This is a genomic window from Komagataeibacter saccharivorans (genome assembly GCF_004348195.1).
In the GTDB taxonomy this organism is placed as follows: Bacteria; Pseudomonadota; Alphaproteobacteria; order Acetobacterales; family Acetobacteraceae; genus Komagataeibacter; species Komagataeibacter saccharivorans.
Genome location: NZ_CP036404.1, coordinates 1927704 through 1945118 on the forward strand (window position 1 = coordinate 1927704; position 17415 = coordinate 1945118).

Below are 17415 nucleotides of genomic sequence, written 5' to 3' on the forward strand. Positions count from 1 at the left end.
GTCGGACATCTCACAGATGTCTTCACCCTTGCTGGAGAAGCTGTCGCTTGCCGTGATGATAGCGGACGGGTCGGGTCGTATCGTCTACAGCAATTCCCCGGCCCGCGAGATGACCGGCCATGATGAAGCCGAAATGGCCGACACACGGCTGGGCCGGCTGTTTCCCGACCTGTCCCACGCCTGCGAACCCATGCCGGTGGAGGGTGCGCGCAAATGCCACACCACCCTGCGCCGCCAGGACGGGCTGGGCGTGCCGGTGCATCTGTGCCGTGAGGGCATAAACTGGAACGGCCATCCCTACGAACTGCTCTGCCTGCACGACCGGACGGAGGAGGAACGCAACCGCGAAGAAGTGGAGATCAGCAAACTGATCGTCCATGCGACCGACCGGGGCATTCTGGTTCTTGACCCGCAATACCGCATCACCCATGCCAACCGCGCCATCCTCGCCCTGCTTGGCACGGAAGCGGATGTGCTGCACGGCATGGCCTTCAGTTCCCTGCTGTCCGACACGCAGGGCGATATCGAAACCCTGCGCCAGTTCCAGCAGCACCTCTCGCACCGCACTGGCTTCGAACTGGATATGCGCACGCGCACCCCGCAGGGCAGGGAACTGCGGCTGCGTTGCGCGGTCACCCCCCATTACGCAACGAATGAAACGTTAAGCGATATTATCGTCGTCCTGCACGACATCACCCATGACCAGCAGTTACGCGAACTGCAACGCGATGTGGTGGAAGCCCTGACGGACCAGTTCCCGCTGGATGTCATGCTGGACTTCATGTGCCGCCGGATCGAACTGATCGCGCCCGACTGCATGGCCGTGGCCATGCTGGGCAGTGGCCCGACGGTGCGTCCGGGCGGCCATGGCAATATTCCGCTGCCCATGCTCCACGCTCTTGAGGGGCTGGAGGCCAGCACGACAGGCGGGGCCTGTGGCACGGCCATGGCCACGGCGGAAGAAGTGGTCGTGGCGGATTTCGCCACCGAAACCCGCTGGCCCGAACTGCGCGCCACCATGCGCGCGCATGGGATTGCAGCGGAATGGGCCGTGCCCATCATCCTGCGCAACGGCGATGTGGCGGGCAGTTTTTCACTGTATTTCCGCAATCCCGGCGCACCTGATGTCTGGCACCGCCGCATCGTCAGCGCCTGCGTGCATCTGGCCATGCTGGCCATCGAACAGCAGCGCAGCCGTGAATCCATCATACGCCTGTCCTATACGGACCGGCTGACCAGCCTGCCCAACCGCATGTGGCTCAACCGCCGCATGCAGGAACTTGATAACCGCCAGCCCGCCGCCCCGATCAGCCTCATGATCATCGACCTCGACCGCTTCCGCAAGATTGTGGAGGCACTGGGACAGGGCCGGGCCGACCAGCTACTTCTGGAACTCTCCCGCCGCCTGCGCCACGGCATTGCCGGGCGCGATGTCCTGATCCGCACGGAAGGGGACGAGTTCGTCATCATTACCGAAGAAAACGCGCCCGACGTTACCCTTCTGGCCGAACGCATCATCCATAACCTTGAAGAACCGTTTACCGTGGATGGCATCCCGGTCAGCATTTCGGGCAGTATCGGCATCTGCACCCATATCGACGATCAGGACATGGAGGAAACCCTCCGTCAGGCCTATACCGCGCTGGCACAGGCCAAGAAGGCGGGCCGCGGCTGCTACCGTTTCTTCCATCCGTCCATGACCCGCCAGGCCGATGACCATGTCATACTGGCATCCAGCCTGCGTGAAGCAATTGCCGACAGGCGGCTGAACCTTGTCTACCAGCCGCAGGTGAACGTGCTGACCGGCAGGCTGCACGGGGTGGAAGCCCTGTCACGCTGGACCGACCCGGTGCTGGGCACGATCCCGCCGGGGCGGTTCATTCCCGTGGCGGAAGAAACCGGCCAGATCCGCGCGCTGGGTGCATGGTCGTTACGGGTGGCATGTGAACAGATGGCCGAATGGATTGCACGCGGCGTGGCGGTGCCGACCGTGTCGGTCAACCTGTCCGCCATACAGTTTCAGGACCCCGAACTGGTTTCCCAGCTTGCCACCGTGCTGCACCAGACCAACGTCCCGCCGGAACGGCTGATCGTGGAACTGACCGAAACCACCATGATCGAGAATTTCGAGCAGACCATGACCACGGCGGTCGCAATCCGCAATCTGGGGATCGGCCTGTCCATGGATGATTTCGGAACCGGTTATTCCAGCCTGGCCAACCTTGCCAGCCTGCCCATAAACGAGGTCAAGATCGACCGCAGTTTCATGAAGGGTTTCGGCAGCACCGGCAATGTACGGCAGGTGGTGACCGCCATCATCCGCATTGGCCATACGCTGGGCATGACCGTAATTGCCGAAGGCGTGGAAGAAGCCGAACAGTGCATCCAGCTACGCGCCATCGGCTGTGACGTGATACAGGGGTACTATTTCGCCCATCCAATGGATGCTGAATCACTCGATACATGGATACGCGAACGCAGGTTCCAGTCCGCCCTCAACCCGTAAGCGGGGCGCTGGCTTCCCGTGCCGCCGCCATGGACGCCTCGTTGAACGCAAAGGGCAGACACGCATACCGCACCCCCTGCGTTACCGGGCGGACCGCATGCAGCAGCGCACACGAAAACACCACCGCGCCACCAGCAGGCGGCCGCAGGCCGCGCGACGAAAATTCGGGGAAGGTGAGTTCCCCGCCCCCATAATCATCGTTCAGCGTGATCGAGATGGCGAACAGCCTGTGGGCCGCCCCCGGCACCGTATTGTCACGATGCGGACCGAAGCATCCACCCTCCGCCGCATCGTACCGGCCCAGCACCATGCGGTCCATGCGGGTCACGGTGCACTGGAACACACGGGTAATTTCGGGCACCACACGCCGGATGATGCGCGCCTGTAACTGCCGGACAAGATCACCGTCGCGTAACAGGCAGTCACGTCGGCTCTTGAACCCAGAATCAATTATATTGACCGGCTTTCCATCCGCCCCGCGCGTCAGCACGGCAGACGGACGGGATTCGTGCGTGTGGTAATAATCCATCAGCACCTGACAGAACGCCGGTTCCAGCACGGCAGGCAGCATGAGTGCGGGAACCGGCCCATCCTGCACGGGCGGCAGGCGCATGACATGATCGAGCACGCGCGCCGCCACACCCGGCGCATCGGGCATGCTGAGGCATACACGCAGCATGGGATCGACCACGACCCAGAAGCATTGCCCCACCCCGATCCCGTACAGGTCATGCACCCTGCGGTCGGCATCCCGGAAAAACCGGATGGATTCCCCGCCTGTTACAACCGGGATACGGGTTTCATCCGCACTGTCCGCGCTGACGCCAAAAAAACCGACCGCACCGTCCGCCTGCTGCGCGGCCCGCGCCCGCATGACCGACAGGGCGCGAGCCGCGCACGGATCAAGGGTGGAGGGAAAAAAGAACAGAATGCTGTATCGGCCCGCCGCCATGTCAAAGCTGTAATGACCCCACCGCGTTGTACAGCGCTGCACAAACCGTGGGGCCGGATCGCCCGCTGCAACCGGCAATACGTTCATGATTTCCCATCCCCCATGGCGGCATCATGCCAGCACCATATATTTTTCTGTCCGGCGACATGCTGATATGACTGTTGTCATCCGTTGCATCATGTCAGGTCCGCCATGTCCACGTCCCCCGCCCATATTGCCGTGATCGGCAGCACGAACATTGATTTTGTCACGCATGTCGAGCGTTTCCCGCATCCCGGTGAAACGCTGCATGTCCATTCCTCCACGACCGGGCTGGGGGGCAAGGGCGCAAATCAGGCGGTTGCGGTGGCGCGGCTGGGACAGGACGTGGCACTGGCTGGCTGGACCGGAACCGACATGCTGGCCGAGATGGCGCGCACCACCCTGCACGATGCCGGGGTGAACGCGCGCTGGCTTCTGGCCGATCCGCAGGCGGGCACGGGCCGGGCCTTCATTACCATCAACCATGCGGGGGAAAACCAGATTCTGGTGGATGGCGGCGCCAACATGGCCCATGGGGCCGAAGCCTGTGCCCATCTGGCCCCGGTGCTGGACAATGCGGCAGTAGTCATGATGCAGATGGAAATGGATGCGGAGCTGGTGCAGGCCGTCGCACGACAGGCCCGTGCCCGGAACATACCGGTCGTGCTGGACCCGGCCCCGGTGCCTGCAACCGGTCTGCCCGACGCCTTATTCGCCCTGGCGGATATCCTGACCCCCAATGAAAACGAAACGCGCGAACTGACCGGTATCCTGCCCGTCGATGAAGCTACCGCCCTGCACGCCGCCCGGATCCTGCATGAACGCGGCACGCACACGGCCATTATCAAGCTGGGGCACCGGGGCGTGGTATATTCCACCGCCACGACACGGGGTTTCGTACCACCTTTCGCGGTCAGGGCGATTGATACGGTCGCGGCCGGGGACTGTTTCAACGCCGGACTGGCGACTGCGCTGGCGCGTGGGGCGACGCTGGGCGAAGCCGTGCGCTACGCGGCTGCCTGCGGGGCGCTGGCCACCACCCGAGCGGGTGCAGCCGAAGCGGCACCGACCGCCGATGAAGTCGCATGCCTGCTTGACCGGACACCGGGCTGAGCTTGCATGCAGGGCGGCAGGCATTATAGTCCGCCCCATCAGTCAACGGTCCCGTGCAAGCGGGTAAAAGAGGGAATGCCGTAGACCCGGCAGGGTGCAATGCCCGGGGTCGCAGTCGGTAGCTGTACCCGCAACTGTAGGCGGAGAGTATTTCATCTGGCGTCGCCATCAGGCGGCAACCACTGGCTCCGACCGGGAAGGTAGATGAAATGCAATGACCCGCAAGCCAGGAGACCTGCCGTTGTCCACCTACCATATCGCCGGGCGGGTATTCCCGGAGATGGGCATAAAAGAATGTATCCGACCAGTTAACATCCCGTATTGCCAGTTCCGCACCGACCAGACACCCGGTTAACGCCGCGTGGTGGCCGGTTATGACCAGACCCATCCTGACGGGATGTTTTTGTTGATGAAATTCTTTCATTCCCTGCGGGTGTGCAGGTACCTGCCCCGCATCATATTACTGGGCTGCTGCGCTGCCGGCGGTCCCGAGGCCCACGCCCAGACACCCCTCACCCAGCTTGCGCAGGACCGCGCCCGCCTTGGCAATTCCACCCCGCTGGTCCAGCAGATCGACCCTGCGACGGTGCGCGATTCAGAACGCGCGCAGGCCGATGCGGAGGAAAAGGCCGCGGGCGATGGTGACAGGCTCGATACCAGCGGCAACCTGCTGGGCAATATGTGGAGTGCGCGGCCATGGCTGTACAAACACGGCATCACCTTCGACATTCAGGAAGTCGATGAACTCTGGGGCAACGGCACCGGCGGTTCGGCCTCGGGCAATGACGGGGCAGCCGGTTCGGGCACCGGCCCGTCCTATGATGGCGTGACCATGCCGACGCTGACCGTTGATACCGAAAAGCTGTTTGGCCTGAAGGGCGGCCTGTTCCAGGTCAGCGCGCTGCAGACGCGCGGGCGTTCGATCTCGCAGGATCACCTGGCCAACTTCAACCCCGTCAGCGGGTTCGAGGCCGACCGCTCCACCCGCCTGTTCGAACTGTGGTACCAGCAGACCTTCCTTAACGGAAAGCTGGACGTGAAGATCGGGCAGCAGGATCTCGATACCGAATTCCTCATCAGCGATTACGCATCGCTTTACCTCAACGCCAATTTCGGCTGGCCCATGGCCCCGTCGGTCAACCTGTATGGCGGCGGCCCGTCATGGCCGCTGTCCTCGCCCGCCATCCGCATCCGCTACCGCCCCAGCGAGAAGTTCACCTTCATGTTCGCCGCCGCCGACGACAACCCGCCGGGCAACCGCTACAACTCGCTTCCCATCCAGCAGGCTACCGGGTCCATCAGCGGTTACAATTCCGATCCCACCAGCCAGACCTATGACGGCGCCAATGGCACCAACTTCAACATGGGCACCGGCGCGCTGCTGATAACCGAACTGCAATACGCGCTGAACCCGCAGCCCGCCGACATGTCCCATGTGACGAAAGACCCCGGCCTGCCGGGCATCTACAAGCTGGGCGGGTATTACGACACGGCGAAATTCGCCGATTACCGGTATAACCGCAACGGTGGTTCGCTGGGGGCGGCGACGCTGAACGTGAACAGCACGGAGTCCGACCTGACCCCGCGCTGGGACCGGGGCAACTGGATGGTGTATGGCATCATCGACCAGATGATCTGGCGGCCTTCGCTGCAATCCGCACGGTCGGTGGGCGTGTTCCTGCGTGCGACCGGCAATGGCGGCGACCGCAACCTGATCAGCTTCGCCATCGATGCGGGCGTGAACCTGAAGGCGCCGTTCAGGGGGCGTGACAACGACACGATCGGGCTGGGCTGGGGCATTGGCCGGGCCAGTTCAGGCCAGCGCCAGTTCGACCGCGACAGCGGATCAATCGTGCAGGGCAATGAAAACCATCTGGAACTGACCTATCAGGCGCAGGTCACGCCGTGGATGGTGATGCAGCCTGACTTCCAGTACGTCTGGAACCCCTCCGGGGGGGTGACGGACTGGACCGGAAACCGCCGCGTGGGCAACGAGGCCGTTTTCGGCCTGCACAGCAGCCTGACCTTCTGAAAACGTCCCGTTCGCCCCCCCGCATTATCGTCGTGATGCACGGGGGCAAATGGAAATGTTTTCACACCACAAGGGGACTGCCAGCACATACTGGCGGTCCCGGCAGGTCATACGGGAACAAAAGCACAGACCGGCATTGAAATTTACATTATTGTGAGGCCGCCAGCCCTTCTATACCCGTGAAGGGACAGGGCGGATGACCATGTCACGCACCCTAACTGTAAAGGAAGAATCCGTTGCGCCGTCTTGTTGCTTTATGTCTCCCGCTCAGCATGGCCGCCTGCGCGCAGCATGCACCGCGTCCACTGGTGAATTACTGCAGACAGCCAGCCGTGACGTCCGCCGTGGTGGCAACTGCCAATCAGGGTGCGCCGCAGGCTTCCCCCGCAATCCGTTTTGAAGATGGCACGATCAAAAGCGCCGTCTATGACGACCATATGCAGGTTCTGGCCTGTCACGGCACGGTGGTGCGCAAGGATGGCACACGGCAGGATGGCGTCGCCATTGCCCGCCTGCCCCACATGCACACCGGATGGAAGCAGATCTGGCATACATCAGTCGCCACGCATCAGTGGATACCCGATGCGGATATCATCAAAAACCGGCAGGAACAGTACGCCCGCTATTACGACCATACGCCGCAGGCGTGCAAACCCTACGCGCATGAACTGTTTTACGGCACCCCGAAGTCCGATAAGGAAAACAGCACCCTGCGCGAGACGCTGTACGACTGCCTTGCCGAACACGATGTCAAACCCATGCGGCCCGTATCGGGCATTGACCATACCTACAGCCCGTTTGGCATGAATTTCTATATTCCCTACTACACCAACCTGAACGCGGACGATAACGGTCCTTTCCTTTACTGACCGGGGAGCCGGACACCTGTCATGGCCATTCTGCCCATCATCCGCTTTCCACATCCCTGCCTGGAACAAGCCGCAGACCCGGTGGACGCCTCATCGGCGGCTACGCGACAACTGGCCGCCGACCTGCTGGAAACCATGCATGCGGCACCCGGCATCGGCATTACCGCCTGCCATGCAGGCATCAGCCAGCGGCTTGTCGTCATTGACCTGCCGGACGGTGACGGGCCGCATGTCTATGCCAACCCGGAAATCGTCTGGCAGTCCGATGAAAGCGTAACCCGTGAGGAGGGCAGCGTGTCCATGCCCGGCATCCATGGCCCGATCACGCGCCCGGCGCGCGTGCGGGTGCGCTATACCCGCCCCGATGGCACACAGGCCGAGGAGGAGGCGGATGGCCTCATGGCCGTGTGCCTCCAGCATGAAATCGACCAGATCAACGGCATTTTCTGGATACGCCGCCTGTCCCGCCTGCGCCGGGAACGGGCGGTCAAACGGTTCGCCAGGCTGGAACGGTAATGGATGGGTGGACCGGGTTCAGTCCACCTTCCCGTCATCAAGCATATAGCCACTGGAACGGACCGTACGGATCAGGTCCGCCCCGCCGGATGCGTTGAGCGCCAGACGCAGCCTGCGGATATGCACGTCCACGGTGCGTTCTTCCACATGGATGCCGTCATCCCACGCCGATGCCAGTATCTCGGCGCGTGAAAAGACCCGGCGGGGATGACGCATGAGGTGCAGCAGGATACGGTATTCCGTGGGACCAAGGGCAATGGCTGCCCCCCCACGCGTAACCCGGCGCGCGCCGTGGTCCAGCGTGACATCGGCAAAGTTCAGCACGTCTTCCACCGGCAGGGCGGAAGCCCCCGCCGCCCGGCCCATGCTGCGCCGCATGACGGCGCGCACACGCGCATGCAGCACGTCCATCCCGCACGGCTTGACCAGATAGTCATCCGCACCCAGATCGAGTGCATGGACGGAATCGCGTTCTTCCCCGCGCGCGGTCAGCATGATGACGGGCAGGTAGCGCGTGGCGGTGGCCATGCGCAGCCTTCGGCACAGGTCCACCCCTGACAGGCCCGGCATCATCCAGTCCAGCAGCACGAGGTCGGGCTTCCACTCGGTTACTTCGCGCAGGGCGTCCAGACCGTTATCCACCGGCATGACGGTGTGGCCCGCAGCCTCCAGATTGTAGGACAGCATGACGGACAGGGCGGCATCATCTTCCGCAACAAGGATGCGAAGCGGTCGGTCAGGCTGCACCGTCCCGCCCTCCCTGCCCGGAGAAGCCGCCACGCGGGCGCACGACAGGCAGGATTTCGCCCGTGGCGGTGTAATAGACCCGTTCGGCGATGTTGGTGGCGTGATCGCCGATGCGTTCAAGGTTCTTGGCGATGAACAGCAGATGCGTGCAGGCGCCGATGTTGCGCGGGTCTTCCATCATGTAGGTAACCAGTTCACGGAACATGGCGTTGTACAGTTCGTCCACCGCCGTATCGGACTGCCAGACTTCCCGCGCAAGCGTGGCGTTGCGCTGGCTCATCGCGTCAATGGCGCGGCGCAGGTTGTCCTGCACGAGGCGGCCCATGCCGCGCAGCCCGCTGAGCGAGACACGCGACGCCACCAGTTCCGCCCGCAGCGACCGCCGCGCGATGGAGGCGGCGCAGTCGCCGATGCGTTCCATGTCCCCCGTGATCTTCAGCGCCGACACCACTTCACGCAGGTCGCCCGCCACCGGCGAACGCAGGGCGAGGATGCGGATGACCATGGCTTCCACATCGCGTTCCAGCGTATCGACCTGCGGATCGAGGTCGGATGCGATCCCGGCGGCGCTTTCGTCACGGTCGGCGATGGCGGCGATGGCCTGCGATGTCTGTCGCTCCACCAGGCCGCCCATGCGTGCCATCATGGAGCGCAGATGCTCCAGCTCCTGTTCATAACTGCGTACGATATGTGCCGATTCCTGTCCCACCTGCGAACCTTCCTGCCTGCCCGCACAATTATACGGGATGTGCCCGAAAACGGGGCTTACGATACGCTATTTGAGTATATTATATCGGTCCCGAATTTGTTCAAGACGATGTCATACCCCAGCGGGGTGGGACAAAATAATGAAATAAAAAGATTTTTTCAGGAATACGAAATGCCGCGCACACCCCGCCCCCCTGTTGTGCCCGATGCCGGTATTCTCTCATGCCGTCAGATGCTTACGGCGGCCCTTGGCATGGCGCTGGGCATGGGGCCAGGCATGGCCGCGGGTAACGACAACGTCCCCGCCACATCCACCGCCGCCCCGGCCACGTCCCATACCACCAGCCAGCCAGCCGCCCCCAAGGTGGAGCGGATGACCGTGACCAGCCAGCACGTGGTCGGCACCCAGCCCGGTGGTGGCCTGATCCGGGAGGAGGACGCGGCAAAATCCGTCAGCACCATCGGCACTGATTTCATGCGCAAGCAGGCGCCAAGTGCTACCGCGTTCGACATGGTCAGCCTGCTGCCGGGCGCCAATGTATCCTCATCCGATCCGCTGGGATTTTCACCCCAGACCAATATCAGCGTACGCGGGCTGGGCGGGGATTCGCTGGGTTACGTGCTTGAAGGCATGCCGCTTAACGACATCGCCTATTACAACGGTTATCCGGGTCAGTTCGCCGATACCGAGAATTACCAGAGCGTCTCGCTCGAACAGGGATCGGCGGATCTTGATTCCCCCGTGCTGAACGCGGCGGGTGGCCTCATGAACCTGTCCTTCCGCGATCCGTCCACCCGCGCGGGTGGGTATGCGGATGTGTCCTATGGTTCGTACAACACCAACCGGCAGTTCCTGCGGCTGGAAACGGGGCAGATCGGGCATACCGGCATACGGGGCTTCGTGTCGTATTCCCATGGTTATACCGATAACTGGCGCGGTCCCGGCCATGATGAACGCCAGCATATCGATTTCAAGTTCCTGCGCGAATGGGGGGCGGGCAACCGCGTTTCGGTGCTGGGCACGTGGAATACGATGGTCGCCAGCTACTATCCCCCCGTGGACAAGGCGGACTGGCAGGCCGAAGGACCGCATGGGGCGGCAAACAACCTTGCCGCCACCTACAACCCGAACGATGCCGCGGGGGGCACCGATTACTGGGCGCTGTACCGCCAGCCCGAACGTATCTTCTACGTCGCGGCACCGGCGCGGCTGACGCTGGCGGACCGGCTGCACCTCAAGCTCACGCCCTATGCCCAATGGAGCTACGGCAACGATCCCGGCGGCACGACGATGGGGGAAACCGGAATGTTCAGCGGGGCAAGCCCCGCCGGGGTGCCCGATGCGGATGCCGTCGTGCGCGCCAACTGGACCCAGACCAGTTACCGTTCCGGCTTCAATGCCGCCCTGGACTGGCAGGTAGCCAACCATGATCTGGTGTTCGGCTACTGGTACGACTATTCCGACGATAGCGAACACCAGCCCTTTACCGCCGTAAACGGCAGCGGTTACGCGCCGGACATATGGGTGGACCGGATCAGCCGCACCGTGCTGCTGCCCGATGGCCAGCAGCTTGATGCAGGCAGCTACCATATGATTTCCCAGACCAATGCGCTGTATGTGGGCGACCGGATGCACTTCCTCAACCACAGGCTTATGGTTGATGTCGGCTTCAAGGAAGTAATGCTGGACCGCCATGGCACCACCACTTCGGCTGGCGTGCAGACGGCTGCGGGCAGCAATGCCGCTACGCCACTGCCGCGCATCGCCATCCGCTACCGCATCACGCCCCGGCATATGGTATTCTTCAACACCACCACCAATTTCCGCACACCGGATGAAAGCGCGCTGTTTGGCGGAGTGACGGCCAGCGGGATCACAACCCAGCTCAAGAACGAATATTCCGTATCGGAGGAACTGGGCTACCGCTACAGCGGCAACCTGATTATCGGCAGCCTTACGCTGTTCAACTATGATTTCACCAACCGCGAAATCCAAACGCTGCTGAACGTGAACGGCGCGCAGGTTGATTCCACCATCAATGGCGGGGGCCAGACATCACGCGGGGTCGATGTGGAAATCGGGCTGAAGCCATGGCATCACTTCGCACCCTATCTGTCGGGGGAATACCTGCACGCGACCATTGACAGTGACATCCCCTCCACCAGCGGCATGCTGGCCACGCGGGGCAAGACAGCGGTGGAAAGCCCGACGCTGCAGGCTTCCGCCGGGCTGAGTTATGATGACGGCCACTTCTTCGGTATCGCGTCGGTCCATTATACGGGCCGGCAGTATTCCACCTTCATGAATGATGAACGCATGCCCGACCACACCACGGGCAATCTTGCCATCGGCTACCGCATGGACGACCATGCCTTTCTGTCACATCCCGAATTCCGGATGAACTTCGTCAACATCACCAACCAGCATTACCTGTCCGGCGTTGCGACCCCTACCCTGACCGCAGCCGACGGGCCGCAATATTACGTGGGCGGCGGGCTGGCGGTGCTGTTTACGGCAGCATCAGGCTTCTGAAGGCCGCATGCCCGCGCCGATGCGGCGCGGGCAAGGGGATCAGCCCGGCGTAACCTGACGGCGCACGCCAAAACATTCCTCCGGTCCGGGAAAACGGCGCGCACGCACGTCATCGGCGTAACGGGCGGCGGCATCTTCAATCACATTCCCCACATCGGCATAGCGGCGGACAAAACGCGGCGTAAACGTGCCGAACACGCCCAGCATGTCATCGACCACCAGCACCTGCCCGTCACAGGCAGGCGATGCCCCGATACCGATAACCGGCACCGGAACACTGGTTGCGATTTCACGCGCCAGAGGCTCTATGGTGCCTTCCAGCACCACGGCGAAGGCCCCGGCGGCGGCAATGGCGTGGGCGTCGTCATGCACCTTGCGGGCCTGCTGTTCATCGCGGCCCTGCGTGCGGAAGCCCCCGGTGGTGTTGACGGCCTGCGGCATAAGTCCGACATGGCCGCATACCGGTATGCCGCGCTGGACGAGGAAACTGACGGTCGCGGCCATTTCGGTCCCGCCTTCCAGCTTGACCGCGCCGCAGCCGGTTTCCGCCATGATGCGGGCCGCATTGCGGAAAGCCTGCGCCGGTGATTCCTGATAGGAACCAAACGGCATGTCCACCACCACCAGCGCCTGCCGCGATGCGCGGACAACGGCCGCGCCATGGGCGATCATCATGTCCATGCCCACGCCAAGCGTATCGGGCATGCCATAGACCACCATGCCCAGCGAATCCCCCACCAGCATGACATCCACATGCCCGTCCAGCAGGCGTGCCATGGGTGCGGTGTAGGCTGTCAGCCATACACCGGGCACGTCCCCCTTGCGAACGTCACGAATGGTCCGCCGCCGGGGCTGTTCCACATTGGCCATGCTTGCTATTCCCCTGATATTCCATCTGGTACAGATGGCATCTGGCATATTGCAGCACCCCTGTGTTTGCAAATCCAACCCGGACAGGAGCGGGATAGCGTCATGGGACTTGGCCGTACCGACATATGGCAGACGGGCATCATAAACCGTCCGCTGCCTGATATCATCCGCGCCGGTACGCTGGATTCCATGCCGGTTACATGGCTGCCCGATCCCGGTTCCTTCCGCTTTCTGGCCGACCCGTTCGGCATCTGGCATGAAGACCGTCTGTACCTGTTTGCCGAAGCCTATGATTACCGCGTGAAGGTGGGACGCATCGACGTATTCGTGCTGGACCGCACCCTGCGCATCCTGTCGCACCGCCCCGTTCTGGTGGAGCCGTGGCACCTGTCCTACCCCGTCATCATGCGTGATACGGACGGCAGTTTCCTGATGATGCCGGAATCGGGGGCCAGCGGCACGCAGCGCCTGTACCGGGCAACGGATTTCCCCTTTCACTGGAAAGCGGTGGAAAACTGCGTCTTTCCCGGTGCGCTGATCGATGCCTCCCCCCTGTTCCACGATGGCAGATGGTGGCTGTTCTATACCCCCTGGGATGAGGCGGCACGCCCACGGATCGATACGCTGCACGTTGCATGGGCCGAACGCATAAGCGGGCCGTGGCACCCGCATCCGGGCAATCCCGTGCGGCGCGACATACACAGTGCCCGCCCCGGCGGCACGCCGGTCGTGATGGAAGATGGCACCATCATCCTGCCCACGCAGGACTGTGCCCGGACCTATGGGGGCGCCATCACCCCGCTGGCCATCACCACCCTGACCACCAGTACCTTTGCCGCCCACCCCCTTGCGGCCCTGACAGCTCCCCCCGCGTGGCGACCGGCCACCGACGGGCTGCATACCCTGTCCGCCGCCGGGCCGGTGACACTGGTGGACGCAAAGCATACCAGCCGGTCCGTCATCAGGCGGGCCGGGGTGGATATCGGACGCATGACGCGCGAACTGATGCAGCGGTCGCGGCGTTACTGACGCGGCCGAGGTAATGCGCGTTACCGGGCGGGGGAACCTGTCCCGGATTTAATGTGATATTAATAACGATTATCATACATTCGTGCCTATAATGCGAATGGATATGGCGTATTGGCGATAGATATTCCGCCGCCCCCAGCCTGTTGCCCCGACAGGCGCCGTATCCTGTGTGACCTGTTTCCATCGCGTTGAACGCATGGCCGTGCAGGACGCAGGCAATGCCTGCGGCAATAACAATAACCGTTACGCAACATCTGCCCCCATGGCCCCAGATACTTCAAGGACCGTCCGATGCGTGAAACACGCTCCGCCCTGGCTACCTGGCATATGCAGCATTCCCGCCCCGAGCGGCTGGTAAACTATTTCGACCCCTGGCAGCCGGTTGCGCGGCAGCTTGACCTTCTTTCCAACCGGTTCCGCGCCATACGCGCCCTGTGTGACGGACAGGCAGATACCGCCATGGCGGAAGATGCCCGTCTGGCGGCGCTGTGCGACAGCCTTGCATTCCACCTGCTCAAGGCCTGCGTATGGTGGCAGGTCGACTTTTCCCCGCGCGCGGTGACGGGACTGGCGGCCACCAGTTTCATGGCCCATGTACGTCGCCACACGGATCGCATGGTGGAAGATGAAACCCTGCTGGATGTCATGACGTGGCAGCATTACATGCATCGCACCGACGCCAGTCACATCATGGTGACGGGAACCGATCCGCTGTGCCGGGGCACCACCACCATCCTGTACGGCATCGATGGCCGCCGGGGCTTCCGTTTCGCCATGCAGCGCGCGGGACAGGCGCTGGCGTGGAATGACCTGACCCATACGGACTTCATCTCGGCCTGCCTGAACGCGCGTGCGCTGCACTGCCTGATCGAGACGGAATGCACCGCCATTGGCGAATGGGATCTGGCGCGGGAGGAACACGGGCAGGCTTCGGTCTATCATACCCAGCATTTCCGCACGCCGGGACAGGCCAACCCTGTGGAGCGTTACGCCGCGGCACTGGACCAGCTCAGCCGCTGCCATTCCCGTTTCGGACGTTTCGAGTTCGAGAACATCGTCAACCACATGGCGTTTTCCGTGGTGCATGCCGCCCACGCGCAGGGGGCCAGCATTGCCGACCTGCTGCGCAACGGCGCGCAGCGTCCCATCAACCCCCGTATTGCGGGCAGCCTGAAAAAACGCGCCCGCGCCCATGTCTCCACCGGCACCGACCCGCTGCGGCGCACAGAACTTGATGGCCTGCTGAAACAGGTTGAAACCGGTTTTGCACTCTCCGACCGGAGCTGAAGGATGGGGGGAGAGAAAACAATTTCTCTCCCCCCACGACATCCGGCCCTGCAAGACCTATATTCATACCGGAGTAGCAGGAGACCCCATTTATGGCGCTAGCCAAAAGCAGAATACCGGCACCCCGCCGCAGGCCAGTCCCAACACGTTCGCCGCGCGTACGTGGTGAAACGCGTCGGCTGCTGGAAATGCTGTGTATGCTGCATGGGTCAATCCATCGTGGCGCGCGCGATGCGGGTGCCCTGGTCCGCTGCGTGGTGCAGGCCCAGCCCGAACTTGGCCTGCCCGACAAGGTCCTGCCCGCCGCCCCCCGCCACGATGGCGAAACCCCGCCGACCGTGACCGAGTGGAAACACCTGGGTCACGCGCTGGAGGAAGCGCGCCAGCAGCATGCGGGCGAACGGGGCTACGTGGATACATGGCTTGAGGAACTGACGCAGGCCACCGGGCTGGGCCGGGTCGCCAGCGAGATCCTTGGCCTTGCCATGTGCTACCGCCTGAACGGCCATTTCGAGCAGTTATGGGATGACCTGTGCGAAAACCGTTCGCGCGGTCCTTTCCTGTGCGAGGACATTCCCCTGCTGCACCTGCTGCTGGGGCAGGAGGAGGACGCGATCGCCACCGCCCTCGCCCCCGACGGGCAGTTGCGCATGAGTGGCCTCATGACCGTGGACGAGGACGGCGACATCACCCTGCTGCCCCGGCTCATGGCGCTCATGAACCGGCGTGCCAGCGTGGTGGGCGACATCCGTTCCCTGCTGCTGGGCCAGCCCCGCACCGCGACCCTGCCATGGGACGCCTTTTCCCATCTGGGCCAGCAGGCGGAAATTGCCGCAAAACTGCTGGAAGCGGCGGTACGGACGCATGCGACCGGCATCAATATCCTTCTCTATGGCCCCCCCGGCACCGGCAAGACCGAATTTGCCGCCACGCTGGCGCAGCATATCGGCGCGATCCTGTATCCGGTAGGCGAGGCCGACAGCGCGGGCGATGAGCCCTCGCGCCATGAACGGCTGGCCGACCTGCGGTGCAGCACGCGCCTGCTGCGCAACACGGATTCGATCCTGCTGTTCGACGAGGCGGAGGACCTGTTCACCGCCAGCCTGTTCGATCCGCCGCAGTCCTACAGCCGGGTGTTTTTTCACCGTCTGCTCGAACAGGGTGGAACCCCCGTGATCTGGACGGCAAACGACCTCAATACGCTTGGCCCCGCCATCGCGCGGCGCATGGCGCTGTGCATCGAGGTCCGCCAGCCCGGCATCGGCGTGCGCACGCGCCTGTGGCAGGACATGGCGCGGGAGGAAAAGGTGGCCCTGGCGCCCGAGGATGCGGCGGACCTTGCGCGCGCCATTCCCGCCGCCCCCGCCATCTTCCGCAATGCGCTGCGGTCCACCCATCTGGCGGGTGGTGATTCGGCCATGGCCAGCATGATCGCGACCGGCATCGCGCGCGCGGCGGCAGGCGGGCAGATGCCCATGCCGTCACAGCCCGATGTCGCCGATTACGACGAAACGCTGATCAATGCGGATTGTGACCTGCAGGCCCTGACCCGGCGGCTGGCGCGCCCTGGCGCACCCCGCGCGGTCTCGCTACTGCTGTCCGGCCCGCCGGGTTCGGGCAAGAGTGCATATGCCCGCCATCTGGCCAGCCAGATGGACATGCCGGTACTGCAGAAGCGTGCATCCGACCTGCTGGACAAATATGTGGGCCAGAGCGAACAGCAGATTGCCGCCGCCTTTGCCGAGGCATGCGACAGCGGGTCCTTCCTGATCATTGACGAAGCCGACAGCCTGCTGGGCGATCGCCGTGGGGCCGAACGGTCATGGGAGATCAGTCAGGTCAATGAAATGCTGACATGGATGGAACAGCATCCCCTGCCCTTTGCCTGCACCACCAACCTTGTGGAAAAGCTGGACCCCGCCAGCATGCGGCGTTTCCTGTTCCGCGCCCGCTTCGGCTATCTGAAGCCTGAACAGGCAGCCCATGCCTTCCGCCGTTTCTTCGATCAGGAACCACCCGCCGCGCTGCGCCATGTCAGCACGCTGGTCCCGTCCGACTTCGCGCTGGTACTGCGCCGGGCGCGGCTTCTGGACGAAAACCCCACCCCAGATGAACTGCTTGAACGGCTGCGGGCCGAAATAGCGGGGCGTGACGGCAACCGGCGGATCGGGTTCCTGTCCTGATTACCGGACGGACACGGGTGCATTCATAAGGCAGATAACCGAAAGGCCG

13 protein-coding genes and 1 riboswitch are annotated in these 17415 nt (G+C 63.1%); of the genes, 9 read left to right on the plus strand and 4 right to left on the minus strand.

Going from position 1 to position 17415, the window contains the following annotated elements; translation table 11 throughout:
- Nucleotides 1–16: 16 nt before the first annotated feature.
- Nucleotides 17–2506, plus strand: coding sequence for an EAL domain-containing protein (locus KSAC_RS08795; protein WP_243705164.1), 2490 nt, complete (start codon nt 17–19; stop codon nt 2504–2506).
- Here KSAC_RS08795 and KSAC_RS08800 read toward each other — a convergent pair.
- Nucleotides 2496–3545 carry a redoxin domain-containing protein gene (locus tag KSAC_RS08800; RefSeq protein ID WP_102325353.1) on the minus strand — a complete coding sequence of 350 codons (1050 nt, stop codon included), beginning with the start codon at nt 3543–3545 and terminating at the stop codon, nt 2496–2498. The two genes, KSAC_RS08795 and KSAC_RS08800, sit on opposite strands and share 11 nt — an antisense overlap.
- Nucleotides 3546–3650: 105 nt before the next feature.
- Between KSAC_RS08800 and KSAC_RS08805 the strand changes: the two genes are divergently transcribed.
- The 4 genes from KSAC_RS08805 (at nt 3651) to KSAC_RS08820 (ending at nt 8009) form a co-directional block, all read left to right on the plus strand.
- Complete coding sequence (locus KSAC_RS08805; protein WP_132305136.1) at nt 3651–4592, plus strand: ribokinase; 942 nt, start codon at nt 3651–3653, stop codon at nt 4590–4592.
- A gap of 29 nt (nt 4593–4621) precedes the next feature.
- Nucleotides 4622–4849, plus strand: a riboswitch (cobalamin riboswitch).
- Nucleotides 4850–5001: 152 nt separating this feature from the next.
- Nucleotides 5002–6624: a carbohydrate porin gene (locus KSAC_RS08810; RefSeq protein ID WP_243705165.1), complete on the plus strand. Its 1623-nt coding sequence runs from the start codon at nt 5002–5004 to the stop codon at nt 6622–6624.
- A 332-nt stretch (nt 6625–6956) separates the two neighbouring features.
- Nucleotides 6957–7493, plus strand: coding sequence for a hypothetical protein (locus tag KSAC_RS08815; protein WP_243705166.1), 537 nt, complete (start codon nt 6957–6959; stop codon nt 7491–7493).
- A gap of 21 nt (nt 7494–7514) precedes the next feature.
- Complete coding sequence (locus KSAC_RS08820) at nt 7515–8009, plus strand: peptide deformylase (RefSeq protein ID WP_132305138.1); 495 nt, start codon at nt 7515–7517, stop codon at nt 8007–8009.
- A gap of 18 nt (nt 8010–8027) precedes the next feature.
- Here KSAC_RS08820 and KSAC_RS08825 read toward each other — a convergent pair whose 3' ends face one another.
- Together KSAC_RS08825 and phoU are read right to left on the minus strand one after the other, a co-directional pair.
- On the minus strand, nt 8028–8756 hold the full coding sequence (locus KSAC_RS08825) for a response regulator (protein ID WP_102325350.1): 729 nt from the start codon (nt 8754–8756) through the stop codon (nt 8028–8030).
- Nucleotides 8746–9465, minus strand: a complete 720-nt coding sequence (gene phoU, locus KSAC_RS08830) for a phosphate signaling complex protein PhoU (protein ID WP_102325349.1) — start codon at nt 9463–9465, stop codon at nt 8746–8748. Before phoU ends, KSAC_RS08825 begins: the two co-directional genes overlap by 11 nt.
- Nucleotides 9466–9636: 171 nt before the next feature.
- Between phoU and KSAC_RS08835 the strand changes: the two genes are divergently transcribed.
- Nucleotides 9637–11997 carry a TonB-dependent receptor gene (locus KSAC_RS08835; RefSeq protein WP_132305140.1) on the plus strand — a complete coding sequence of 787 codons (2361 nt, stop codon included), beginning with the start codon at nt 9637–9639 and terminating at the stop codon, nt 11995–11997.
- A 39-nt stretch (nt 11998–12036) separates the two neighbouring features.
- Here the strand turns inward: KSAC_RS08835 and panB are convergent, their stop codons facing one another.
- Entirely contained in the window at nt 12037–12867 is an 831-nt protein-coding gene (panB, locus tag KSAC_RS08840) for a 3-methyl-2-oxobutanoate hydroxymethyltransferase (RefSeq protein ID WP_102325347.1), read from the minus strand.
- Nucleotides 12868–12969: 102 nt separating this feature from the next.
- Here panB and KSAC_RS08845 point away from each other — a divergent pair, with 102 nt between their 5' ends.
- The 3 genes from KSAC_RS08845 (at nt 12970) to KSAC_RS08855 (ending at nt 17366) form a co-directional block, all read left to right on the plus strand.
- Nucleotides 12970–13896, plus strand: coding sequence for a glucosamine inositolphosphorylceramide transferase family protein (locus KSAC_RS08845; RefSeq protein ID WP_110548206.1), 927 nt, complete (start codon nt 12970–12972; stop codon nt 13894–13896).
- 291 nt (nt 13897–14187) lie between these two features.
- Nucleotides 14188–15183 carry a hypothetical protein gene (locus KSAC_RS08850; protein WP_102325345.1) on the plus strand — a complete coding sequence of 332 codons (996 nt, stop codon included), beginning with the start codon at nt 14188–14190 and terminating at the stop codon, nt 15181–15183.
- Between the two features lie 197 nt (nt 15184–15380).
- On the plus strand, nt 15381–17366 hold the full coding sequence (locus tag KSAC_RS08855; protein WP_243705167.1) for an AAA family ATPase: 1986 nt from the start codon (nt 15381–15383) through the stop codon (nt 17364–17366).
- The last annotated feature ends 49 nt before the right edge of the window (nt 17367–17415 follow it).